Annotated in this window: 18 protein-coding genes; 16 read left to right on the top strand and 2 right to left on the bottom strand. The window is 62.2% G+C overall.

Annotated elements, in window-relative coordinates:
- Positions 1 to 173: 173 nt before the first annotated feature.
- The 12 genes from ACPEE1_RS15580 to ACPEE1_RS15525 all read left to right on the top strand — a co-directional run bounded on the left by ACPEE1_RS15580 (position 174) and on the right by ACPEE1_RS15525 (position 14326).
- A complete protein-coding gene (locus ACPEE1_RS15580; RefSeq protein ID WP_423933753.1) occupies positions 174 to 1112 on the top strand; it encodes a dihydrodipicolinate synthase family protein in 939 nt (312 codons plus the stop codon).
- A gap of 315 nt (positions 1113 to 1427) precedes the next feature.
- Entirely contained in the window at positions 1428 to 2402 is a 975-nt protein-coding gene (locus ACPEE1_RS15575) for a Bug family tripartite tricarboxylate transporter substrate binding protein (RefSeq protein ID WP_182345384.1), read from the top strand.
- Positions 2392 to 3090, top strand: a complete 699-nt coding sequence (locus ACPEE1_RS15570; RefSeq protein WP_116925117.1) for an SDR family NAD(P)-dependent oxidoreductase — start codon at positions 2392 to 2394, stop codon at positions 3088 to 3090. The genes ACPEE1_RS15575 and ACPEE1_RS15570 overlap by 11 nt, the downstream gene beginning before the upstream one ends.
- A gap of 35 nt (positions 3091 to 3125) precedes the next feature.
- Positions 3126 to 4292, top strand: coding sequence for a mandelate racemase/muconate lactonizing enzyme family protein (locus ACPEE1_RS15565; protein ID WP_182345385.1), 1167 nt, complete (start codon positions 3126 to 3128; stop codon positions 4290 to 4292).
- A gap of 446 nt (positions 4293 to 4738) precedes the next feature.
- Positions 4739 to 5962 carry an ABC transporter substrate-binding protein gene (locus ACPEE1_RS15560; protein WP_423933749.1) on the top strand — a complete coding sequence of 408 codons (1224 nt, stop codon included), beginning with the start codon at positions 4739 to 4741 and terminating at the stop codon, positions 5960 to 5962.
- The gene (locus tag ACPEE1_RS15555; protein WP_198424353.1) at positions 5962 to 6792 is read left to right on the top strand and encodes an SDR family NAD(P)-dependent oxidoreductase; all 831 of its coding nucleotides are present in this window, start codon (positions 5962 to 5964) and stop codon (positions 6790 to 6792) included. Before ACPEE1_RS15560 ends, ACPEE1_RS15555 begins: the two co-directional genes overlap by 1 nt.
- A 52-nt stretch (positions 6793 to 6844) precedes the next feature.
- Positions 6845 to 7828: a Bug family tripartite tricarboxylate transporter substrate binding protein gene (locus tag ACPEE1_RS15550; RefSeq protein WP_182345387.1), complete on the top strand. Its 984-nt coding sequence runs from the start codon at positions 6845 to 6847 to the stop codon at positions 7826 to 7828.
- Positions 7829 to 7891: 63 nt separating this feature from the next.
- Complete coding sequence (locus ACPEE1_RS15545) at positions 7892 to 9070, top strand: acyl-CoA dehydrogenase family protein (RefSeq protein ID WP_021028144.1); 1179 nt, start codon at positions 7892 to 7894, stop codon at positions 9068 to 9070.
- Between the two features lie 3 nt (positions 9071 to 9073).
- On the top strand, positions 9074 to 10225 hold the full coding sequence (locus tag ACPEE1_RS15540; RefSeq protein WP_423933744.1) for an acyl-CoA dehydrogenase family protein: 1152 nt from the start codon (positions 9074 to 9076) through the stop codon (positions 10223 to 10225).
- Positions 10226 to 10236: 11 nt separating this feature from the next.
- The gene (locus ACPEE1_RS15535; RefSeq protein WP_423933741.1) at positions 10237 to 12354 is read left to right on the top strand and encodes an acetate--CoA ligase family protein; all 2118 of its coding nucleotides are present in this window, start codon (positions 10237 to 10239) and stop codon (positions 12352 to 12354) included.
- The gene (locus ACPEE1_RS15530; protein WP_423933739.1) at positions 12351 to 12926 is read left to right on the top strand and encodes a nuclear transport factor 2 family protein; all 576 of its coding nucleotides are present in this window, start codon (positions 12351 to 12353) and stop codon (positions 12924 to 12926) included. Before ACPEE1_RS15535 ends, ACPEE1_RS15530 begins: the two co-directional genes overlap by 4 nt.
- Before the next feature lie 206 nt (positions 12927 to 13132).
- Positions 13133 to 14326, top strand: coding sequence for a porin (locus tag ACPEE1_RS15525; protein WP_021028141.1), 1194 nt, complete (start codon positions 13133 to 13135; stop codon positions 14324 to 14326).
- A gap of 73 nt (positions 14327 to 14399) precedes the next feature.
- Here ACPEE1_RS15525 and ACPEE1_RS15520 read toward each other — a convergent pair whose 3' ends face one another.
- Both ACPEE1_RS15520 and ACPEE1_RS15515 read right to left on the bottom strand, forming a co-directional pair.
- Positions 14400 to 15047 carry a TetR/AcrR family transcriptional regulator gene (locus ACPEE1_RS15520; protein ID WP_021028140.1) on the bottom strand — a complete coding sequence of 216 codons (648 nt, stop codon included), beginning with the start codon at positions 15045 to 15047 and terminating at the stop codon, positions 14400 to 14402.
- Between the two features lie 445 nt (positions 15048 to 15492).
- Positions 15493 to 16266 (bottom strand): enoyl-CoA hydratase/isomerase family protein, encoded by a 774-nt coding sequence (locus tag ACPEE1_RS15515; protein ID WP_021028139.1) that lies wholly within the window; start codon positions 16264 to 16266, stop codon positions 15493 to 15495.
- Positions 16267 to 16955: 689 nt separating this feature from the next.
- Here ACPEE1_RS15515 and ACPEE1_RS15510 point away from each other — a divergent pair.
- The 4 genes from ACPEE1_RS15510 (at position 16956) to ACPEE1_RS15495 (ending at position 22743) form a co-directional block, all read left to right on the top strand.
- Entirely contained in the window at positions 16956 to 17960 is a 1005-nt protein-coding gene (locus ACPEE1_RS15510; protein WP_423933735.1) for a hypothetical protein, read from the top strand.
- Between the two features lie 53 nt (positions 17961 to 18013).
- Positions 18014 to 19675, top strand: coding sequence for an RNA-directed DNA polymerase (locus tag ACPEE1_RS15505; protein WP_423933733.1), 1662 nt, complete (start codon positions 18014 to 18016; stop codon positions 19673 to 19675).
- 525 nt (positions 19676 to 20200) lie between these two features.
- Positions 20201 to 20506, top strand: a complete 306-nt coding sequence (locus ACPEE1_RS15500; protein WP_423933731.1) for a hypothetical protein — start codon at positions 20201 to 20203, stop codon at positions 20504 to 20506.
- Positions 20507 to 20898: 392 nt separating this feature from the next.
- Positions 20899 to 22743, top strand: coding sequence for a sigma factor-like helix-turn-helix DNA-binding protein (locus ACPEE1_RS15495; RefSeq protein ID WP_423933728.1), 1845 nt, complete (start codon positions 20899 to 20901; stop codon positions 22741 to 22743).
- Positions 22744 to 22758 lie beyond the last annotated feature (15 nt).

Genomic DNA, 22758 nt, shown 5'->3' with positions numbered 1-22758 from the left:
TATTGCTGCGGTATTGCGCCTCGCATCCCATCCCGCAAAGACACTGTCGCGGCGCGAGGAGATCGTAAACACGTTCTTAGATACATGTATGCGTTTCGGGTATTGGACAGCAGAGGCAGCCTGCGAAATGATGAACACCGTTGACCACTCGCACCCCTAACGGAGACAAAAACATGCCTGCCATCGCGAATTATCGTGGAATTATTCCCGCCATCTCTTGCCCTTTCACCCCTGACCATCGCATTGACGAGCCCGCGCTGCGTAAGCTCGCCTCCTGGCTAGCCGGCCACGATGGCGTGGTCGCGATCATGACCAACGGCCATACCGGCGAGGTGTTCTCGCTGACGCCCGCCGAGCGCGCTGAGGTGACGCGCATTGTGGCTGATGAGCTCAAAGGCCGCCTGCCGGTGATCTCGTCCATCGTCTGCGAAGGCCTGGCCGATGCGGCCGAACATGCCCGCGCTGCGGTGGAAGCCGGTGCCGTGGCGCTGGATGTCATGCCCCCGCACCACTGGCTGCGCTTTGGCTTCACCTCCGGCCATGCGCTGCAGTATTTCGATGCCATCCACAAAGCCGCCCCCCATGCCGACCTGGTCTGCCATGTCTACCCGGCCTGGACGCGTGCCTCCTACTCGTCGCAACTGCTGGCCGACCTGGCCAGGCTGCCGTACCTGCAGGCCTTCAAGGTGGGCCAGCGCGACATGAACAAATATGCCCGCGACATCCAGGCGATCCGCGAGGCCGATGCCTCCAAGGCCATCCTGACCTGCCACGACGAGTACCTGCTCGCCTCGATGGTGCAGGGCGTGGACGGCGCGCTGGTGGGCTTTGCGACGTTTATTCCGCAGCTGATCATCGACCTGTGGAATGCGGTGAAGGCAGGCGACCTGAAGAAGGCGATGGAAGTGCAGGCCATCATCACCCCGCTCAAGGATGCCGTGTATGGCGGGGGCGAGCCCACCGGCGAGGCCCATGCCCGTATGAAGGGTGGCATGTACCTGGCCGGCGTGATCGACGACGCCACCGTGCGCCCACCGACCGAAGCGCCCAATGCCAAGGAAGTGGAGGCACTGCGCGCGGCCGTCAAGCAAGCCGGGTTGCTCAAGCGCTAAACAGCCGTTGAAGTAGGGCAGGGGATTTTGAGCCCCTGCGCCCTGGGGTCCCGAAGATGGTGTTGACGATCTCCTCGCGCCTCGACAGTGTCCTTGCGGAATGACGTGATGCGTGCACCTCAAGACGGGATGTCCCCAAAGTCACTGTCCCTACGGGTTGACGTGAAATCGGGCGATTTCTTCGCGTTGGCTCTTGCTTGCACCTCGGTGCAAGCTGCGAACCACCGCTTCGAACTCATCCCGATTGCACGCCAACGCGGCTGCGTAGAGATCGTCAACACGTTCTAGAAAAAAACCGACAGGAGACAAGACACCATGCAACGCCAACCATTCATCCGTACCGCGCTACGCAGCGCCATCGGTGCCGCCGCCCTGGCCCTGGCCGCCAGCGGCTTTGCGCAGACCTACCCGGCCAAGCCGGTGCGCGTCGTGATTCCCTTTCCGCCGGGCGGCACGCTCGATGCGGTGGGCCGTATGCTGGGCCAGAAGCTCGCCGACCAGCTGGGCCAGCCCTTTGTCATCGAGAACAAGCCCGGTGCCAGCGGCGTGATCGGCGGTGAGACGGTGGCCCGCGCGCCGGCCGATGGCTACACCTTGCTGTTCAGTGCCTCCACGCATGTCACAGCGCCGCTGACGCTCAAGTCCGTGCCCTACAACGTCACGCAGGATTTTGTGCCGATTGCGCTGGTGGCCAAGGCCCCGCTGTCCGTGGCCATCAACAAGAACCTGCCGGTGACCGATATCAAGTCGCTCATCGCCTACGGCAAGGCCCACCCCGGCAAGATGACCTTTGCCGTGGGGTCGCTGGGCTCGGCCGGGCATCTGTCTACCGAGCTGCTCAAGCGCGCGGGCGGCCTGGACTACCTGATCGTTCCGTACAAGGGCACGGCACCGGCGTTCCAGGATTTGATTGGCGGCCAGATCGATGGCTTTATCGACCCGATCCTGGGATCCCTCCAGTACCACAAGGGCGGCATGCTGCGGGTGGTGGCCGTCACCTCGGCCGAGCGTGTGCCCAGCCTTCCGGATGTGCCTACCGTGGCCGAGACCATTCCCGGCTATGAGTTCTACAGCTGGTATGGCCTCTGGGCGCCTGCCAAGACTGCGCCCGCGCTGGTGCAGCGCCTCAACGCCGAGGTGAACAAGGCCCTGGTCGATATGGCGCCCAAGCTCAAGGAACAAGGCCTGCTGCCCACGCCCGGTAGCGCCGAGGACTTTGTGAAATTCCAGCGCAGCGAGATGGACCGTGCGCAAAAGATCGTGAGCGAAGGAGGCATCCGTGCAGACTGAGCTGGGCCATGTCGTCGTAACCGGAGCGAGCATCGGCATCGGCTGCGCCATTGCCGATGCGCTGCTGGCGGCGGGCTGGCGCGTCACGGGGCTCGATGTGGCGCAGGCCACCATCGTGCATGGCGGCTATGCGCATGTGCCGGTTGATCTGACGGACGGCGCCGCCATTGCGCGCACCGCTGCGGCCTTGCCCGCTGTGGATGCGCTGGTGCATGCCGCCGGCGTGCTGCGCGTGGGCGCGCTGGGCCAGCTCGACCATGACGGCGGCGCGCTGATGTGGCGCCTGCATGTGGATGCCGCCACGCGCCTGGCCGATGCCATCGTGCCCGGCATGGCGCAGCGCGGCCAAGGCCGGGTCGTGTTTATCGGCAGCCGGGTGGCGCAGGGCATGGCAGGGCGCGGCCAGTACGCCGCCACCAAGGCGGCCTTGATCGCGCTGGCGCGCAGCTGGGCGGCCGAGGTGGCTGCGCAGGGCGTGACGCTGAATGTGGTCTCGCCCGCAGCCACAGCGACTGGCATGTTGAACGACCCGGCCCGCGCCGGCAGTGCGCCGCGCCTGCCACCCATGGGCCGCTTGATCGAGCCGGCCGAGATCGCCGCCCTGGTGGGCTTTCTTCTGTCTCCGGCGGCTGCCGCCATTACCGGGCAGGACATCGCCATCTGTGGTGGCTCGTCACTGGCCCGCTGATATTTCATCCAACATTTTCACAACCGATGACCACCATGAAGATCGTCAACATCCTCGAATCCACCCGTCCCATCAAGTCGGACATCCGCAACGCCTACATCGACTTCTCCAAGATGACCTTGAGCCTGGTGGCCGTGGTCACCGATGTCATCCGCGATGGCAAGCCCGTCATTGGCTACGGCTTCAATTCCAACGGCCGCTACGGGCAGGGCGCGCTGATGCGCGACCGCTTTATCCCGCGCGTGCTCGAAGCCCAGCCCGGCAGCCTGCTGGACGAGACCGGCGAGAACCTGGACCCGCACAAGGTCTGGGCCCGCATGATGATCAATGAAAAGCCCGGCGGCCATGGCGAGCGCTCGGTGGCGGTCGGCACCATCGACATGGCCGTCTGGGATGCCACGGCCAAGATCGCCGGCAAGCCCTTGTTTCAGCTGCTGGCTGAGCGCTATGGCAATGGCACAGCCAACCCGCGCGTGTTTGTCTATGCCGCCGGCGGCTACTACTACCCCGGCAAGGGCCTGGAGGCACTTCAGCGCGAAATGGAAAGCTACCTGGCGCGCGGCTACTCGGTGGTCAAGATGAAGATTGGCGGAGCTACCCTGGCCGAGGACTGCGAGCGCATTGAATCGGTGCTGAAAATCCTGGGCCCGGGCCAGCAATTGGCGGTGGATGCCAATGGCCGCTTTGACCTGCAGACCGCCATCGACTACGGCAAGGCGCTGTCGCAGTACCCGCTGTTCTGGTACGAAGAGGCCGGTGATCCGCTGGACTACGAGCTGCAGGCCAAGCTGGGCGAAGTCTACAAAGGCCCCATGGCCACGGGCGAGAACCTGTTCTCGATGCAGGATGCCCGCAACCTGATCCGCCACGGCGGCATGCACAAGGACCGCGACTGGCTGCAGTTTGACTGCGCGCTGAGCTATGGCCTGGTGGAATACCTGCGCACCTTGGACATGCTCAAGGAATACGGCTGGTCGCCCAGCCGCTGCATTCCCCACGGCGGCCACCAGATGTCGCTGGCCATCGCCGCAGGCCTGGGCCTGGGCGGCAACGAGAGCTACCCGGACCTGTTCCAGCCCTATGGCGGCTTCCCCGATGGCGTGAAGGTGGACAACGGCTATGTCACGCTGCCAGCGCTGCCAGGCATCGGCTTTGAAGGCAAGTCCGACCTGATTGCGGAGATGCGGGCCCTGGCTTCCTGACCCGGTCTGGCCACAAGCGCTTGCGAATAGGGCGCTTGCGACTTTATTTTGAGAATCGGCAAGTGGTCGCGCCACGCGACGCTTGCGACTGCCTCCCCCAGCGGCGCCTTATAGGCGCCTTTGCGCCTCTGCTTGTCTAAAGCCGAGGCGTTTTCTTTTGGGCCATGCCTGCTTGGGCATGCGCAACTACCGCTGAGAGCAGGGCAACTCCGGCAGTGTCTCAGGCCTTTGATGCCCGCCAGCACCGCCTGTGCATCGGCCTTCCAAGTCCCGTCCAGCCAGGGCAAAAACACACAGCTCCCAGCGACCAAGGGTTAGCACTGAAAGCCTTTCAAGCTTTTGTTTGTACTATTTACCTGTCGGCAGGTATGTAGTCCAGCACCAAGATCTGGACGGCCGGCCAAGACACGGTTCATCGCAAAAAAAGAGCTGATCAAGGAGACAACGTGAAATCTGTACGCCCGCATACATTCCTTTTGTCGTTATTGGCGGCCATGGCCGCGCCGTCCGCTGCCTGGGCCCAGGTCAGTGATGACGTGGTCCGCATCGGTGTGATGGGGGACCAGACGGGGCCTTACTCGGGCAATGGCGGTCCCGGCCATGCGCTGGCCGTCAAGATGGCGGTCGAGGACTTTGGTGGCAAGGTGCTGGGCAAGCCCATCGAGGTGGTGGTGGCCGACGACCAGAACAAGCCCGACATCGGCCTGAGCATCACCCGCCGCTGGCTGGATGTGGAGAAGTTCGACACGATCGTCGGCAACTCTGCCTCGTCGATTGCGCTGACGGTGGCCCAGCTGATGAAGGAGCGCAGCAAGCCCTACCTGATCGCAGGCACCACGACGGCCGACCTGACCAACAAGGCCTGCTCGCCGATGAATTTCAATTTTGTCGCCGACTCCTACGCGATGCCCAAGGCAGGGGTGAAGGCGCTGCTGAAGCAGGGCGTCAAGAGCTTCTACTTCATCGCGGTCGACTACGCCTTTGGCCAGGCCTACCTGGACGAGGCCACGCGCTTTATCAAAGAGGGTGGCGGCAAGGTGGCCGGGGTCACGCGCCACCCGCTGGGCACGGCCGATTTCTCGTCCTACCTGCTGCAGGCGCAGGCCAGTGGTGCCGAGGCGATTGTCATCATCAACGCGGGGCTGGACCTGTCCAACGCCCTCAAGCAAGCGGCTGAGTACCGCATTGCCCGCGGTGGCCAGAAGGTGGCGGTGTTTGGCATGACGATCAACAGCGTCACCGCCATGGGCCTGGATGTGGCCCAGGGCCTGCAGCTGGCGCTGCCCTTCTACTGGGACCAGAACGACGAGACCCGGGCCTGGTCCAAGCGCTTCATGGCGCGCTACAACAATGGCGCGCCCACCTACCTGATGGCCGGTGCCTACAGCGCCACCACGCACTACCTGCAGGCGGTGCAGGCCGCCGGCACCGACGAGGGCAAGGCCGTGGCGGCCAAGATCCGCGAGCTGCCGGTCAACGACTTCTTCTCCAAGCAGGTCAAGGTGCGGGCCGATGGCCAGGTGCTGCGCCCGCTCTATGCGGTGCAGGTCAAGACCCCGGCGGAGTCCAAGGCCAAGTTCGACTACTACAAGATCATCGGCACCATCGCGCCTGAAGAGGCCTGGCGACCCGCCTCCGAGAGCGCCTGCGACCTGCTCAAGGGGCAGTGATGGGCCGCACTCTCGTCACCGGTGCCGCACGCGGCATTGGCCGCGCCATTGCGCTGCGCCTGGCCCAAGACGCCCATGACCAAGCCGACCCAGCGCAACTGACCCTGCTGGACCAGCATGCGGCCGAGCTCGATGCGGTGGCCGCTGAGCTGCAAGCGCTGGGCGCGCAGGTCCAGGTGCTGGCGGGTGATCTGTCGGGGCTGGACTTTGCCGCCCAGGCGGTGGCCGCTGCCGTGCAGCACTGGGGCGGGCTCGATGGCCTGGTCAGCAATGCGGGCGCGGCTTTTCCCGGGGCCTTGAGCGACTACCCGGTGGCCGACTGGGACCGGACCTTTGCGCTCAATGCGCGGGCGCCATTGCTGCTGGCCCAGGCGGCCCTGGCACCGCTGCGTGCCAGTGGCGGCAGCATCGTGGTCATCACCTCGGTATCGGCCAGCCATGCCACACCACCGCTGGGCGCCTACAGCGCCAGCAAGGCGGCCGCGCTGATGCTGGTGCGCCAGCTGGCGACCGAGTGGGGGCCGCTGGGTGTGCGCATCAATGCGCTCTCGCCCGGCTTGATCGCCACGCCCGGTACCGCGCTGGCCTATGCCGATCCGGCAGCCAAGGCTCAGCGCGAGCAGCGCGTACCGCTGCGCCGCATTGGTGAGCCGGGTGACATAGCCGGTGCCGTCAGCTTCTTGCTGAGCGATGCGGCTGCGTACGTCAACGGCGCCGAGCTGGTGGTCGATGGCGGGCTGGCCCACACGATGATGGCCTCGCTGCCGCAAAAAGCCTGGCAGGACCAGGCGGCGCTAAGCCGCTTGCCCCAGGCCGTTGCCGCGCGTTAGGCGACTGCTGACCAGCCCATAGCAACAACGTATTTTGTGATGGAGACCTGCCGTGTCTATCTCTCAAAAATTCAAGCGGGCCGCCACCTGGGGCGTGTTCATCGGCGCCTGGGCCGGGGCCGTGGTGCAGGCGGCGGAGTTCCCTGACAAGCAGGTCACCATCGTTGTGCCCTATGCGGCCGGCGGCTTTACCGACCAGGTGGCCCGCGCCATTGCGCCGGTGCTGGCCGAGAAATGGGGCAAGCCGGTGGTGATCGACAACCGCCCCGGCGGCGGCACCACCATTGGCACGGCCCTGGTCGCCCGGGCCCCTGCCGATGGCCACACCCTGCTGCTGAGCAGCCTGGGTTACTTGACCAACCCGCTGATGATGCCCCGCCTGCCCTATGACCCGCAGGACCTGAAACCTTTGATGATGGTGTCCGAGTCGCCCAGCGTGCTCTATGTAGGCAAGCAGGTGCCCGCCAACAACCTGGCCGAGTTTGCCAGCTATATGCGCGCCAATGACGGCAAGGTGGCCTTTGCCTCGTCGGGCGTCGGCTCCAGCCCGCATATCTGCGCCGAGATGCTGGCCTCGGCCGTCGGCGCGCACATCATCCACGCGCCCTACCGGGGCAATGCCCCGGCCTTGAACGCCTTGATGGCCGGCGAGGTAGCGGCCTTGCTGGATGCGCCCAGCGCAGTGAGCTATGTGCAGGCCGGGCGCATGAAGGTGCTGGGTGTGGCCAGCGACAAACCCGTGCGCAGCGCACTGCCGCTGACCCCGTTCTCCCAGTCGTCCGCGCCTGAGCTCAAGCCCTACAGCTGCAGCAGCTTCTTTGGCTTCTTCATGCCTGCCAAGGTGCCCGCAGCACTGCAGCAGCGCATCTACCGCGATCTGCGCGCGGTGGTGGAAGTGCCCACGGTAGCCGAGGGCGTGACCCGCCCCGGCGGCGAGCTGCACCTGCTCGGCCCCGAAGACTTCACCGCCTACCTGGATGCCCAGCGCCCGCGCTGGGCCGCCGTGATCCGAGAAAAGCACATTACCCAGGAATGAGGGCCAGGGGCACCCAGCCCTTGCCCGCCCCTTGTCGTTTGATTTGACCTTGAACCCGGAAACATGACAGCAACCACCGATCCCTATGCCGATTTTCGACAAACCCTGCGCGACTTTGCGCAGCAGCACTGCCCGCCCGCGCTGAAAGCCAAGGTCCGCGCCAACGAGAAGCTGGGCCGCGCCGAGATGAGCGAGTGGGCCAAGATCCTGCAGCGCAAGGGCTGGAGCGCCCCCAACTGGCCGATCGAATGGGGCGGCACCGGCTGGGACATGCAGCAGCGCTACCTGTTTGAAGAAGTGATGGCGCAGGAAGACTGCCCGCCGCTCTACCACCATGGCATCGGCCATATCGGCCCGGTGATCATGCACTTTGGCACGCCTGCGCAAAAGGAGCGCTACCTGCCGCGCATTGTGGACGGCAGCGAATGGTGGTGCCAGGGCTACTCCGAGCCCGGCGCCGGCTCCGACCTGGCCTCGCTGCGCACGGCGGCGGTGCGCGATGGCGATGACTATGTCATCAACGGCCAGAAGATCTGGACCTCCCATGCGCAGGAGGCCGACATGATGTACACCCTCGTGCGCACCTCCAAAGAGGGCAAGAAGCAGGCCGGCATCTCCTTGCTGCTGGTGCCGATGGACTCCCCCGGCATCGAGGTGCGCCCCATCCCGACGATTGACCACTGGCACCATGTCAACGAGGTGTTCTTGCGCGATGTGCGCGTGCCCGTGGCCAACCTGATTGGCGAGGAGGGCGGCGGCTGGGCCTGCGCCAAGTTCCTGCTCGACCGCGAGCGCCTGTCGCCCGCCACCGTGCCGCGCCTGGTGCGCTTGCTGGAACAAATCGAGCAGCCGCTGCGCGAGCGTGGCCGCACGCAACAGGGCGCCAGCCAGCACATGCTGCTGGAGCGCTTGTTTCTGGCACAGGCTGCCGTGGCCGGCGCCAAGGAGATGCTGATCAGCGCCATCGACGAAGAGATGCAGGGCACGCTGGCCTCGTCCAAATCGTCGGCGCTCAAGCTGTTCTGCTCCGACCTGGCCCAGCAGATCATCGGCATTGCCTTCGACATGAGCCCCGACTACGCAGCCCGCCTGATTCCGAGCCTGCCCGAGGACAGCCCCGCCGATGTGGAGCTCAAGCGCGAGCTGATCCACACCTACCTCTTCTACCGCTCGCGCACCCTGGCCGGTGGTACCAGCGAAGTACAAAAAAACGTGATTGCACGCGATATCTTTGGAGCCTGACCCATGCCTTTTCAAGCCTCTCCCATGTTTCCGGGCGACCTGTACGACACAACCTTGCGGGTGGCAGCCGATGCTGTGGCGGTCAATGCCGCTTTGACCGAAGCCCAGGCCACCGACCAGGCCAGCGACAGCTGGCAGCAGTTTCTGGAGCTCGGCTGGCAAGCCGTGCTGGTGCCCGAGGCCAGTGGCGGCGCGGGCTCAACCTTTGCCGATGTCGCGTCCATCGCAGAGGCCGCTGGCCGCTATGGCCTGACCACGCCGCTGGTCGCACGCTGCGCCGTGGTGCCCGCGGTGCTTGGCGCCATCCCCGGCCGCGACGATGTGGCCCAGATGCTGGGTCTGCTGGCGGCCGGCGAAGTCTCCATCGCCCCCGTGTTTGCGCATGACGGCAGCTGCAGCCTGACGGCGATGGTGGATGCCGAAGGCGTACAACTGCAGGGCAGCCTGCGCGGCATTGACCTGAGCGAGCCCGCCAGCCATCTGCTCTTTCTGGCCCGCAGCGCTGCCGGCGAGGCTTTGCTGCTGCTGGCCAGCCGCGATCAATTAGGCGGCAGCCTGCAAAGCTGGGCTGGCCACGATGGCCGGTTGACGGCCGACCTGAGCCTCAAGGCCACACGCCTGCCCGCCAGCGCCGTGCTGCTACGGGGCCGGGCGGCAGTCGCTGCTGCCGAGCGCGCCAATACCGTGGGCGCGCTGGTCTGCTGCGCGCAGATCGTTGGCGCCATTGGCGCGATGGTCGAGCAGACCATCGAGTACCTGAACACGCGCCAGCAGTTTGGCGTGCAGCTTGCCACCTTCCAGGCACTGCGCCACCGCACGGTGGACATGTATGTGGCTTATGAGAGCGTGCGCGGCATGGTGCGCGAGCGTGTCGTGGCCTTTGACCAGGGCGACAGCGATGCGCATGCCGTGGCACTGCTCAAGCACTACCTGTCGATCGCGGCCCGCCAGGTGGGCGAGTCGGCGATCCAGCTGCACGGCGGCATTGGCATGTCGCGCGAGCTGCCTGCCGCCCGCCTGGCCATGCACGCGATTGGCTGCAGCCTGCAGTGGGGCGACCGCTACGAGCAGCTCGACAGCCTGGCAGCCGACATGGCCGCCGAAATTGCGGCTGAAGTAGCCGCTGAATCGGCACCTACCGCCGCCCGCGCCTGAGAGGACCCGCCATGAGCCCAACATCTTCGTCCCTCGACGCCTTGTTCCACCCGCGCTCGGTGGCGCTGGTCGGCGCCTCGTCTGACCCCGAGCGCATTGGCGGCCGGCCGTTGCGCTTTATGCTCGAAGCCGGCTTTGCTGCGCCCATCTACCCGGTCAACCGCAGCGGCGCGCTGATCCAGGGCCTGCAGTCCTACCAAAAGGTGTCCGATATCCCGTTCCCGGTGGACCAGGCCATCATCTGCGTGCCGGTGGCCGGGGTGGAAGAGGCCGTGCGCGATGCCATTGCCAAGGGCGTCAAGGCCATCCAGGTGATGACGGCCGGCTTTGCCGAGATTGACGCGGCCGGCCGCGCGCTGCAGGACCGCATTGTCGGCCTGTGCCGCGCTGCGGGTGTGCGCATGCTGGGCCCCAACTCGCTGGGCCTCCTGAATGTGCCGGCGCGCTTTTTCTCGACCTTCTCCACCTTTCTCAACGGCGCCCAGCCCCAGCCGGGCTCCATCTCGCTGGCCACGCAAAGCGGCGCCTTTGGCTCGGCCGCCTATGGCCTGGCCACCTTGCGCGGCCTGGGTTTCAGCAAGATCATCGCCACCGGCAACGAGGCCGATGTCGATGTGGCCGAGAGCATCGACTACCTGGCCGATGACCCTGACACGCGCATCATCTGCGCGGCGGTCGAATCCTGCCGCGACGGCAACCGCCTGCGCCGCGCCTTGCTCAAGGCAGCCCGCGCCGGCAAGCCGGTGCTGATCATGAAGGTGGGGCGCACCGAGCTGGGTGCCGCCGCTGCCTCCACCCACACCGGCTCGCTGGCCGGCAACGACAAGGTCTACGACACGGTGTTCCGCGAATGCGGCGCCCTGCGGCCCGAGTCCATCGAGGAGATGCTGGACATCGCCTACCTCTACACCGTGAGCGGCGTGCTGCCGGCCAATGACGAGTTGGGTGTGTTCACCGGCTCGGGCGGCATTGGCGTGCTGATGGCCGACGAGGCGGGCGCGCAGGGCATGGAGCTGCCACCCTTGCCCGCCCCCGCCCGCGAAGCCACCTTGGCGCTGCTGCCCTTTGCGGTGGCCGCCAACCCGCTGGACATGACGGCCCAGGTCACCTCGGTGGCCAGTGGCACCTCGCGCACGCTGGGTGTGATGCTGGAGCACACGCGCTATGGCGCGGTACTGGGCTACCTGGCCCATGTGGGCCTGTCGCCCGAGCGCTTTGCCAGCACCCAGCAAGAGATTGCGGAACTGGCTGCGCAGCACCGCGAGCGCCTGACCATCCTGGTGATGCTGGCCTTGCCCCAGGTGCGCAGCGCGCTGGAAAAACAAGGCGTGGCCGTGTTCGAGGACCCGACCCGCGCCGTGCGCGCCGTTGCTGGCCTCGCCAAGATCCGCCAACGCTGGCAGACGCTGTACCAGCTGCCCGGCAGCGCGCAGCCTGCCGCGCCCGCCTTGGCGCTGGACGATGTGCATACCGAAAGCGGCGCCAAGCGTGCGCTGGCGGCCGCCGGTCTGCCGGTGCCGCCTGAGCACCTGTGCAGCAGCGCTGCGCAAGCTGCCGCTGCCGCAGCGCAGGTAGGTTTCCCGGTGGTGGCCAAGATCGTCTCGCCCGATATTGCGCACAAGACCGAGGTGGGCGGCGTCATGCTCAACCTGCAGGATGCCCCTGCCGTCGAACGCGCCTTTGGCACCTTGATGGACCGCGCCCGTACAGCGCGGCCCGATGCCCGGCTGGACGGCGTGCTGATCGCCCCGATGCTCAGTGGCGGCGTGGAGGTGATCCTGGGGCTGCACCGCGACCCAACCTTTGGCCAGATGGTGATGTATGGCAGCGGCGGCACGGCGGTGGAGCTGTTCCAGGATGTGGCGCTGGCATCGGCACCGCTCAGCACAGCCCGCGCCCAGGCGCTGGTCGATGCGGTGCGCTCCAGCCAGCTGCTGCGCGGCTGGCGCGGTGGGCCGCACTATGACGAGGCCGCACTGGTGCAGGCGCTGTGCCGGCTGTCGGAATTTGCGGTGCAGCATGCCGACAGCATCCAGAGCGTGGACATCAACCCGCTGATGGTGCGCACCCGGGGCGCCATGTGCCTGGATGCGGTGATCGAGCTGCGCGCGCAGGAGGAACAGCCATGAGCAGTGAAGCAAGGCTGGCCCAGCTGGAGGCGCGGCTCCAGGCGCTCAGCGACCGCGAGGCGATCCGCGAAGCACTCTACTCGTACTGCCGGGGCATTGACCGGGGCGACGAAGCGGCGCTGCGCGCCGCCTACTGGCCCGATGCCACCGACCGCCATGGCGCCTACCAGGGCAGTGCGGAAGGCTTTATCCAGGCGGCGCTGCCCCAGCTGGCCAAGGGGCGCTATATCCACAACATCGCCAATCTGTCGATCCAGCTGAACGGCGATGCCGCTGCGGTGGAGGCGTATTTTCTGGCCTACCAGACGGACAGCGATGCCGCTGGCGCGCCGCGCGCCACCTTCTTGTGCGGCCGCTATGTCGATCTGTTCACCTGCCGCGCCACGGCCACCGCCGCGCGCGAATGGCGGGTGGCCAAGCGCGTGGTGGTTTACGACTGGCAGGACATCTGGGCCGCGCCCACGCAGGACGAAGCCACGCGCTTTGGCCGGCGCCTGCCCCTAGGCGCCAGGGCGCCTGACGACCCCTGGTACGCGTTGATGCGCGAGGTGGCCATGCCCGCTAGCCCATAGCCGCGCCGCTCACCGCGCTCCATCTGGCGGATCGCGTCCGCCCCTTCTGCCCCTGCGTTTGACTGCAGGGACTCCCTTTCTCACTGCACTGCATAGCGCGGTGGGGATCTGCTCGGTCTAAAAAAAACAGCAAAGCGTTTTCACCGTGGTCGTGCATGGGGCCAGGCCCGACCACGTCTTTCCAAAAGTACACCAGGAGACAAACCATGAAAGCCAACAAGCCCAGACTTCATCCGCTGCTCGCAGCACTCATCGCCACCACGGCGGCCGGGGGGGCGGCGGCACAAACCGCGCAGACCCAGGAGCTCAAGCAGATCACGTCACCAGCCGGGGGGCTGGCCTCGGGCGGTAGCAGCTCGGTACAGGTCTATGGCCTGATCGACAGCAGCGTGGCCAGCGTATCGATGCAGGGCCAGCGCGCCACCAAGCTGGAGAGCGGCCACATGATGGGCTCGCGCCTGGGCTTCAAGGGCAGCGAGGACCTGGGCGGCGGCCTGCGGGCCAACTTCCAGCTGGAGATGGGCATCAACACCTCCAACGGCGCGCAGCAGCAAAACCAGGGCTTTGGCGCCAAGGCCTTTGGCCGGGGCTCGCTGATCAGCCTGACCGGCAACTTTGGCGAGCTGCGCATGGGCCGCACCCTGGCATCGCTGCCGACCGAGGTGCAGGCCGTGGGTGACCCCTTTGGCCTGGGTGGCGGTGGCAACCTGCAGGGCATCCAGCCATCGCCCGGCCGGCAGAACAACAACATCCTCTACCAAAGCCCGTCGATCGGCGGCTTTATCGGCAAGGCGGCCTATACCATCAGCGAGTACACGCGCCAGAGCATCGACATCGAGCACCGTGCCCACCAGTACACCCTGGCGCTGTTCTACAAGAACGATGCCTGGAGCGCAGCCGTATCGGCCACGCGCATGACCAACCCCACCGATGGCTCGGCGACGCGCTATTTCAACTCGGCGTTGGCCTATGACTTCAAGGCCTTCAAGCTGTTTGGCTCGTTTGCCACCTTCAAGAACCCCGGCGCGGCCATCACGCCCACGGTGAACACCGGCCTGGACAACAGTGGCCAGCTCGCCGGCTTCCCCTCTGTGGGCTACTACGAGGGCCAGGACGACCGCAGCTTCTCGATCGGCGCCTCCGTCAAGCTCGGCCCAGGCACCTTGCTGCTCAATGCCATCGACCTGAACGACACCGGCCCGCTGAACCGCGATGCGCGCCAGTACGGCGTGGCCTACCTGTACCCCATGTCCAAGCGCACCACCTTGTACACGGACTATGGCTATGTGAAGAACAAGAACGGCGCCGGCTACACCTTGACCGGCGCGGTGACTGCTGCCGGCTTTACCAACAACGGCAACAGCAATGCCTACCGGGTGGGCATCATCCACAGCTTCTGACGGCTGAAATACGCAACAAGGCCCAGGCGTTTGCAGCGCCTGGGCCTTGTTTTATAGGTATCCCGTGTCTGGCTTAGCGAGCGGGATTGCTGGCGAGCAGTCCCTGGAAGATCATGTCAATGTACTGCTGCACCACCTGGCGGGCGCTTAGCCGCCCGGTGGGCGAATGCCAGCGGGGCAGCTGGTTGAGCACGGCCAGCAGCATGCGGCTGGCAATGGTGGGGTCCACCTTCTGGAACACCTCGCTGTCCACGGCCTGTTTGATCGCATCGCGCAGCAGTTTTTCATACTGGTCGCGCAGGGCCAGGTTCTCGGTGCGGGGCTTGGCATTGTCGCCAAACCAGAACATGTTGGAGCCGGCGATCCAGGAGTCGCGGTTGCGGTCCATGTAGTCGGCCGAGGACAGCATGAACTCGCGCACCTTGCCTTCGGGGCTGGCCACCTTGCCCATGGCCGTAGACACATAGTTGACAAGGGTGCGCATGCCATCGACGAGGATGCTTTCGTACAGCGCATCCTTGTTGGGGAAGTGGTAGTAGAGCGCCGCCTTGGTGATCTGGGCTTCGTCGGCAATGTCGCGCAGCGAGGTACCGTCAAAGCCCTTGCTGGCAAACAGCCGGACCGCTATCTCTATCAGTTGCTCTTTCCGGTCTTCCACACGCATGCGCGTGCTGCTGCCTTCTTCGGGGGCGTCGGAGGGTTTCGTCGTGTTTTTTTGCATAGTCACCAAAATTTGTTTGCCCTGATATCGGCCGGGAGACGGCCGATCCGCATCCGTAGGCTTGTGGCTTCTGGGCGGTGGCACCATCATAGTTCAACGAAAATCATCCATCCATCGGGCCCCGCCCGACGCGGTTTGGTGGCCGTTAAGGCTGCGCTACCCGGGCCTTGTAGCCCTGGGACAGCGGCAGCGATCGATGATTCTCAGCGCGTGGGACTGGGAGCTGCTAATAGCACCCAGCAAACCGAAGGTTTGCCGTTGAGGCTCGGCGCCCCCGACTCGGCGCCCCCAGCTAGGCGCCCCCAGCTAGGCGCCCCCAGCTGAGCGTCCCTGACAGTGCGTCCTGACGCATGCCGTACAGACGTACGGCAAGTCAGGCCGCGGTTCGCCAGGCGAGGACGTACCAAGGGCGGTGTAAGCGGCCCTTAGTGGCCCTTCGTAGCGCTTAGCGGCCCTTGTAGACCGGCTCGCGCTTTTCCAGAAACGCTTGCTGCGCCTCGCGCGTGTCTTCCGTCTTGGACAGCGCCACGGTGTTGCCCTGCTCATAGCGGTAGGCATCACGCGTGGGCATCAGCAAGGTCATGCGTGCCGCTTCCTTGGCCAGGCGCAAGGCGATAGGGCTCTTGGAGGCAATCTCGCGCGCCATCTCCATCGCATAGGGCATCAGCTGGTCGGCGGGCAGGCAGGCCTCGATCAGGCCCAGGCGGTACATCTCTTGCGCCGACACCTTCATGCCGGTAAAGAACATGCGGCGCGCGCGCGATTGGCTGAAATAGCGCTGCAAGAAGGTCACGCCCCCCGCCAGCCCCACATTGATTTCAGGCATCGAGAAATAAGCGTCTTCCGAAGCCACCCAGATGTCCGAAGCCATCACCAGCCCAAAGCCAGCCCCCAGCGCCGGCCCATTGATCGCCGCAATGATGGGCTTGGAGCATTCCATGATCGCGTTGTTCGACTCGCGCACCAGGCGGTTGTGGCGGCCATAGGCACCGGGCTCACCGGCCAGGTTGGGGCGTTCACGAATGTCGGCACCGGCGGAGAACACCTTGCCCGTGCCCGTGAGCACGATGCAGGCCACATCGTCACGGTCGGACAGCTCGTCAAACAGCTCCATGATCTCGTTGCGGAACTCCTTGTTCTGCGCGTTGACGGGCGGGCGGTTGAGGGTGACAACGGCAATCTTGTCCTTGATATCGACGATGAGCGTGTTGTAGGCCATGCAGGGTCTCCTGGTTGAATACTAGTAATTTACCGGTCGGCAAGTAAATATTAGCGAATAACGGCGGAGGGCTCAAGCGGGTTGGTACGGGGGAGGGGTGGGGGTGTCGCTCAGGTGATTGGGGGAAGCGATTGGGGGCCGGGGCAAAGCGTGGATGGTCGGATATCGGTGCTTGGAGATAGTTAATTTTTCCAGGACTTCAGCTGGAGGGATGCGAGTTAAGAGGTTTCAAGGAGCTCGCATCCCTCGTTGGCACGCTAGTGTCGGCAGCTAGTTCGCGGTGTTCTAAATACATTAGTGCGGCCATAAGCGGCTCTGTAAGTCGTGACTGCTAAAGGCAGGTTCAGGCTGATTGCAGTCGGTCAACCTAACAGACTGAGTGACTCAAACCACCCAAAGCTGTCTTCGCATGGCTCTGCTTTATACGTCTGCTCTACGACCTGAAGCTGTCTTCGGAACTGGAACCCACCGAAGGACCGCTTTCACGGAATCTGAAGTGGCGTTGTCGACCCGTTGCTGCCATTCGGGCATCTTCAACGAGTGGGTGCTTTCAGCGAATGCTGACCTTGGCTGCTGAAGACTGCATCCACGCTTACTGAGATGAAGCGGTCATCGCTCATGCTCCTACAAGATGAATGTACATTTGTTACATAATTGAGGCCCTGTAGAAGCCTGTTAAGCAAGCTTTTATGACAGAAGAGCCCCATGTGAATGTGCTTAAAGTAATGTCCCGACTAATTAAACCTACAGATATTCCGCAAACACTTTGGCATGTCGATACAACATGTTTGCATCTTGCCCCTGCACTTCTGAAAGCTTGGGAGCACTTGCTACGACACGCCGGGCTCGAAGAAAAGGCTCGGCAGCCTGTTCCTGAAGGAAAAATTGGCGGCTTTAGTAAGGAAGATACGGATGATCATCTGGCATGGCGCTTCAGTGGGTCGTCGGCGCGGGTTCAACTCAGTTTGCTCGATCCAGAGGACAAACTTACTGAAGTGGCAGACGCGTTTGCAAAGGTCTTTTCTGGTGGAACCGTGTTGCTTGCAGACCTACCTTGTGGTTCAGGCGCGGCAGCATTGGCGTTGCTGGCAAACATTGCTGAGTTGCGACGCCAAGACCGAATTCCCCGGAGCCCGCTGAACGTCAAAATTGTTGGCGGTGAGTTGTCAGAGTTCGCTCGCAGCTATGCCAGCCTAGCAACAGAACACATCAAGGATGCGTTGGCCGAACAAGCGATCTGGGTATCTGCTGAGTTTATGTCCTGGGATGCGTTGGATAAGTTTTCTACAGCAGATCTAACTAACCGCCTGACCGTGCTTGGCCAAGATTGTTCAGCACGCCTCATAGTTCTGGCCAATTTTTCCGGCTTTCTACAGCGCGAGGGGAAATGGAAGGAGGCTCTCCCGCAATTCGAAAGCTTGTTCATACATGGCAGAGCGCATAATAGTTTTGTGCTCTGGATCGAGCCGCAGACGAACGCGGTGCTTGGATCCGGGGGGTTCTTCGGTAGAGCTATTGCTTGGTTCAAAAAACTGTTTTCAGCACAGCAGACTAAGGACGCGCAGGACAATCTCGTGGTTGAGAACCTTGGAAAGAGTGCTGCTAACGTTCAGCACCCATTAAAGGAGCATCAATTTAACGTGCAACTAGTAGTTCAGCGCTTCGATTTACCTTTGAGCGGAGCGAGGACATGAGGCCACAGCTGCTCGCACTACGTGCGACCAATCAGTACCGCACACGCGACATCATGGCCTATCTTGGGTTGCGCTATTACTTTGCCAATCAGTGCGCACGCAGGGATCGTTGGGCTGAAGAGGTGTCCTCTCATCTTGTGATGAGCAGCAGCAGTGCTTATTTCGAGTCACTGCATTTCAAGGATATTCGCTCTGACGGCCTGGTTGGCTATCGAAGCATTTTTGTGCCAGGCCCAAATGAGTCTTTCGCGGAAGCTGCATTGCTCGCAGAGTGCAGCCGCCATGCAGTATTTCATTCACCTGACTTCGTCTTCAGTTATCGTTTGGCTGAAGGCGAGGAAACTCAAGGGGTCTATAAGCCTTATTTCACGGGATTACAAGAGCGACAACGACAAATTGCCGGTGCGTGCAAGGCTGGTACAGGTCAGGTCGTGCGCTACACCGACATTAAACGGTTTTATCCGAATATCTCCGGTGATCTGGCAATTCGAGCTTGGCAGAAGGCGTGCGATACAGCTCAAATGCCGGTCCTGAGCCGTGATTTAGGCATAAAATTTTTGGCTCACCACGCACAGGTTTGTCAGAACGCCGCTCATGGCAAGGGTCTGCTGACCGGCCCCATGTTCAGCCACCTGATTGCAAACCTTGTGTTGCGCGATGTTGATGAAGCAATGTCCGCGGCCTTCCCGAAGCGTTACTTCCGCTACGTGGATGATGTAGTCTTGGTCGGCTTGCCAGCAGAGGTTTCCGCAGGCCGCTCTCAATTGGCAGCTATGTTGAGTGAGTTAGGGCTTGACTTGCATGAGGCCGGTGCGGGTAAGGACTTTGAGCTTGCTTCTGCTGATTGGCTGTGTGGAGAGGAGGATTTCAGCAGCAAGGACTCATACAACTGGATGTTCTTCGTCCGTGACATTAAGCAGTTCCTTATTTCACAACCTTCGTCTCGCACCAAGCTAGCCAACAGATTTGAAGAGGAGGGATTCCGGATTCCGTTGCCAGATTACAGCGTTCAGGTCAGTGATGCGAGGTATCAAGACCGCTTTTTGGACCAGTTGCGGCGTTACCCGTGGTTATTAAAAAAAATATTCCGACAGGCTACGCCAAGCACCCTTTTGATTTTTGCACAGAATCTTCGGGCTGAATTTACCAAGAGTTTGTTTCACAACCTTGAGACTGGCCATAATTTAGATGGCTACGCACGCAAGAGAGTCATCCCTAAAATTCGTTATTTCGCAGGCAGACTCCTCTACCTAGCCAAAGCTGAAGATTTGCCTTTGATTGCAGAGCGACTGCGTCGATATCCAGAGCTCGTCATGCTTGCAGAAATACTCCATTCAGTTGGCACACGAGACATCACGCAACTATTGCGATTGGGTAGCAATGCGGCCCAATCTGCTGCCCAACCCCTGAAACTAACTTCCGGCGCAATCACTTGCCAAATCGAATCTTGGGGCTCTGCTGAACGTCAGGGCTTGGCCATCTTGCGAGCTAACGGTATTGGCATTGCCGGCCCGGCAGACGATGAACTCAATCGCTTCGCTTTATGGAACGAGCGCGGGCATGATCTGATGAGGTCAGACGAACCGTTTATCAAGGAAATGGCCTGCCTTCACGGGATTTCAGAACACGCCCGCCATCCCGGGATTCTTGAGACGGCACTAGATCACCGTGAGGAACTCGCCTTCGACGCGACGACGCCGATTGATACTTACTGAGTTCCAATAACCGGTAATGAGCGTCGCTGACGCACGAGCAGCCTACTGCAAATGACTCAGACCAGACTAAAGCCGCCAACTGCGGAAAAAGGGGTGATCGGCTGCTTCTGGCCGATAGCCGCCATCCTACCTTCGAATTGACCAGGCGCAACAGCAGGCTCACGGGCCGGCGACAGGCTGGAAGCCGCTTCAGCACGCCCTCTGGCGTGAACTAAAAGCACTTCAAGTTCAAACTTCAGTGAGAAAATTCAAAACTCACGGAGAACTGACAGTAAGTTCGTTGAGGCCGTGTCCCTTCTGCGGTATACATTTAACCGCTTCGGTGCGAGGAAATGGTGACAGAGCTCCGAACCCAAAAGCAAGCTACAAGCCGGATGGCTGTTACTGGGGACGAATGACTGTCCTTTGCCTTGATATCCCCCAGGATGCTGACGCCTGGAATCGTCGCGCTGGACCCGCGTAAAGGTCGTATTGCATAGTTCTGAAGGCCGCAACCGACCAAGAAATTCCATTTTTGAAAGCAACATGATCGAATTTTCACGAGAGCCGCGATACGTGGTCTTCAAAGCGACTGATCTACAGGCGGTAGGGCTGAGCCAGGCAGAGCTGGATCTTCTTAAAGCCCTAAACGCGAAGATTGATCGCAACCGTCAAGACGCGGGCAAGAGCTACCTGGAATGCGTGGTTGTCGAGCAGGACTGGCCCGAGTACGAGCCTACTTTGAGGGCCATCGAGCAGAGGATCCGCGCAGAAAGCAATTCTGGATCAGTAGCTCCACAATCCCGCTGGACGATTAGCGCTAGCAAAACACCCAATACCGGGTTCGCCTGAAGTTCCAGCCCAGTCAGACTCTGGCGCAGCGACTTCATCGATTCAAGACGCAGGCAATAAGTATGAGCAAAGGCCGCTTTTTTCGGCATCCCGGGATTCTTCCAAGCGTAGCCAGTAACCTGATATCCCACGTTTTTCGGGCTGACGGCAGGGAGTTTTCAGTCAATGACTTAATCGCATGGAGCGACCCTATTCCTCGGGAATCAGTTGCAGAAGAGATCCGAGCCCAGTTCGTGGTTCGTATACGCAACGCAACCGAGAGACTGTGGGTTTTACCTGCGTGCATCAGCCTGGAGCCAGGTTGACATGATGTCGTTCAAGGTGATGACAAGGAGCGTCTGTTAGCCTTTGTCGCCAACCTGACTTCACCACAAGACTTCGTGAAACTCACCATGCGTGAGATCAAAGAGGGGTTGAAGCTGCCTCTTCAACGTGTACTGAGGATTCTTGCCCGCCTCGAATCCATCTATTGGGTGCCAGGGCCGCGCGCAATGCGAGTTGAGGAGTTGGTGGCCTGGGACCCGCAGCAACGCGTGGAGGTACCCGAAAAGAAGCGGCAAGAGCTATTGGGGCTGGCTAATCAGCCTTGGGTTCAGGCGCTGGCCTGGGACGACATCCGGTTTCCATCGATCGATGAGCGGGGTATGGGCGCATGGTTGTTCGACCAGTCATGCAAGAAAGAACTTTCCTTACGACAACTGGATCTGTGCGATCGCATGCTGATCGCTGGCAAGTCGGATTGGGGCACCGAGCTGGAAGAGGTGGCAAGGGCAGGGCTGGCGCTGGCCGAGCGCCAGCCAGGATCCCTGGAAAAGGCCAGTCGGTGGACTAAAGCCTTCATGCTCCGTTACGGAGGCCTGGAGGGGAAGACTCTGCAGGAGGTCGGCGATCTGGTCTCACTCACCCGTGAGCGGGTCAGGCAGATCACCGAGCGATGCTTCGATGTCATTCACGCTTCTAGTGCTGCCATGCCTGCTTTGGATCGCGTCCTTTCGGCGTCTTCTCGTATCGCGCCATCGAGCTTGCCGGAATGCAACATTCAGCTCGCTGACTTCCTGGGAGAAGGGCAGGGCATCAACGCCGCGATTGATTTTGCCCTCGCTCTGGGTAGGTCACCAGGGGTGCAGGTGGCCAAGCATCGGATTTCCACGTCCTCCGGGTACGAGCTGATTCCCTGCGTTGTCAAAGCCACCGAGCCCTCGGGCTGGCTCCAAGTGGCTCTTTCAATAGCAAGGCAAGAGATCTTGACCGTTGGGGGTACCAATTTCGTGCGAGTCGCTGGCCTTATGGCAGAGCAGACGGGTGAGGTGAAGGACATGGAAGCGTTGCGCCAGGTTCTTCAAGAAGGCCCGGGATTTGAGCGCATTGGGGGCACCGATGGCTGGTTCACCCTGGTGGATGGAGAGAGTAGTGCCCTGGCAGCACGGATTCGGAAACTGATGTCAGTTGCCACCTCGACTGTCAACATCGATGTCATCGTCACGATGCTTGTCACCGATGACCAGTGGCTGTACCGAGATGTGGAGAAGTCTAGAGCGGTACCCCCGAGTCATGTGCTCGCAGGGCTGCTCAAGCGCTGGGAGTGGCTCGAAAGCGACAAGCACAACAAGTTTCGTTCGCGGACCGTGATTGATCAGAAGAGCGTCTTGTCTGATACAGAGCTGGCCGTGGTCAGGGTAATCGAAAACCATGGTGGAGTAGCCACGCGGGCTGAAATTGCAAAGGTGTTGATCACAGAGCAGGGTGTCTCGAACCCGACGGTGAGCATCTGCTTGGCAAGCTCGCCCACGGTCATCAAAATCGAGCACTCCATCTACGCTACCAATGGCCGGGAGCTCAATGCTCAGGCGCTCATTGAGGCGCGAAAGAGGTATGCGTTAGAGGGGCCAAGGGGGGCTAGGCTTGTGCGGGCTGACGTGGACTTGACGAAGCCGTTCACGGTCCAGGTGACGCAGTGCAATACCCCGAAGGAGAGCCGCCACAGAATCGTCTATCTGCCCAGAGCTTTTTTGCCAAGTGCTACTGGCGTCTTCGATCATGCCGGTAGCGCGCATGGCCATATCAATATTTCCAGCACCGGCCAGATATCGAGAATTGCGGCAGTGGCCGATGCCATCGGGGTCGGGCCCGGAGAGCGCTTCGAGTTGGAGCTGGATCTGACCAACCGCACCTATAGTGTCAATGCCAAGCAGCATTCACTGGTTATTAGCGATCAAATTGCGGCACTTTCTTCGTAGTGAGTCACTGGGCGG

The sequence above is a fragment of the Comamonas sp. 23 genome (assembly GCF_049601575.1).
GTDB classification, from domain to species: Bacteria; Pseudomonadota; Gammaproteobacteria; order Burkholderiales; family Burkholderiaceae_C; genus Comamonas; species Comamonas squillarum.
Note: the sequence above shows the minus strand (reverse complement) of the source record. Positions and strands in the feature narration are given on the sequence as shown.

Bases quoted from the DNA above. Each gene is read 5' to 3' on its own strand.
- ACPEE1_RS15580 (WP_423933753.1), top strand. From the start codon at position 174: ATGCCTGCCATCGCGAATTATCGTGGAATTATTCCCGCCATCTCTTGC.
- ACPEE1_RS15575 (WP_182345384.1), top strand. From the start codon at position 1,428: ATGCAACGCCAACCATTCATCCGTACCGCGCTACGCAGCGCCATCGGT.
- ACPEE1_RS15565 (WP_182345385.1), top strand. From the start codon at position 3,126: ATGAAGATCGTCAACATCCTCGAATCCACCCGTCCCATCAAGTCGGAC.
- ACPEE1_RS15555 (WP_198424353.1), top strand. From the start codon at position 5,962: ATGGGCCGCACTCTCGTCACCGGTGCCGCACGCGGCATTGGCCGCGCC.
- ACPEE1_RS15545 (WP_021028144.1), top strand. From the start codon at position 7,892: ATGACAGCAACCACCGATCCCTATGCCGATTTTCGACAAACCCTGCGC.
- ACPEE1_RS15540 (WP_423933744.1), top strand. From the start codon at position 9,074: ATGCCTTTTCAAGCCTCTCCCATGTTTCCGGGCGACCTGTACGACACA.
- ACPEE1_RS15535 (WP_423933741.1), top strand. From the start codon at position 10,237: ATGAGCCCAACATCTTCGTCCCTCGACGCCTTGTTCCACCCGCGCTCG.
- ACPEE1_RS15530 (WP_423933739.1), top strand. From the start codon at position 12,351: ATGAGCAGTGAAGCAAGGCTGGCCCAGCTGGAGGCGCGGCTCCAGGCG.
- ACPEE1_RS15525 (WP_021028141.1), top strand. From the start codon at position 13,133: ATGAAAGCCAACAAGCCCAGACTTCATCCGCTGCTCGCAGCACTCATC.
- ACPEE1_RS15520 (WP_021028140.1), bottom strand. From the start codon at position 15,047: ATGCAAAAAAACACGACGAAACCCTCCGACGCCCCCGAAGAAGGCAGC.
- ACPEE1_RS15515 (WP_021028139.1), bottom strand. From the start codon at position 16,266: ATGGCCTACAACACGCTCATCGTCGATATCAAGGACAAGATTGCCGTT.
- ACPEE1_RS15510 (WP_423933735.1), top strand. From the start codon at position 16,956: ATGACAGAAGAGCCCCATGTGAATGTGCTTAAAGTAATGTCCCGACTA.
- ACPEE1_RS15505 (WP_423933733.1), top strand. From the start codon at position 18,014: ATGGCCTATCTTGGGTTGCGCTATTACTTTGCCAATCAGTGCGCACGC.
- ACPEE1_RS15500 (WP_423933731.1), top strand. From the start codon at position 20,201: ATGATCGAATTTTCACGAGAGCCGCGATACGTGGTCTTCAAAGCGACT.
- ACPEE1_RS15495 (WP_423933728.1), top strand. From the start codon at position 20,899: ATGCGTGAGATCAAAGAGGGGTTGAAGCTGCCTCTTCAACGTGTACTG.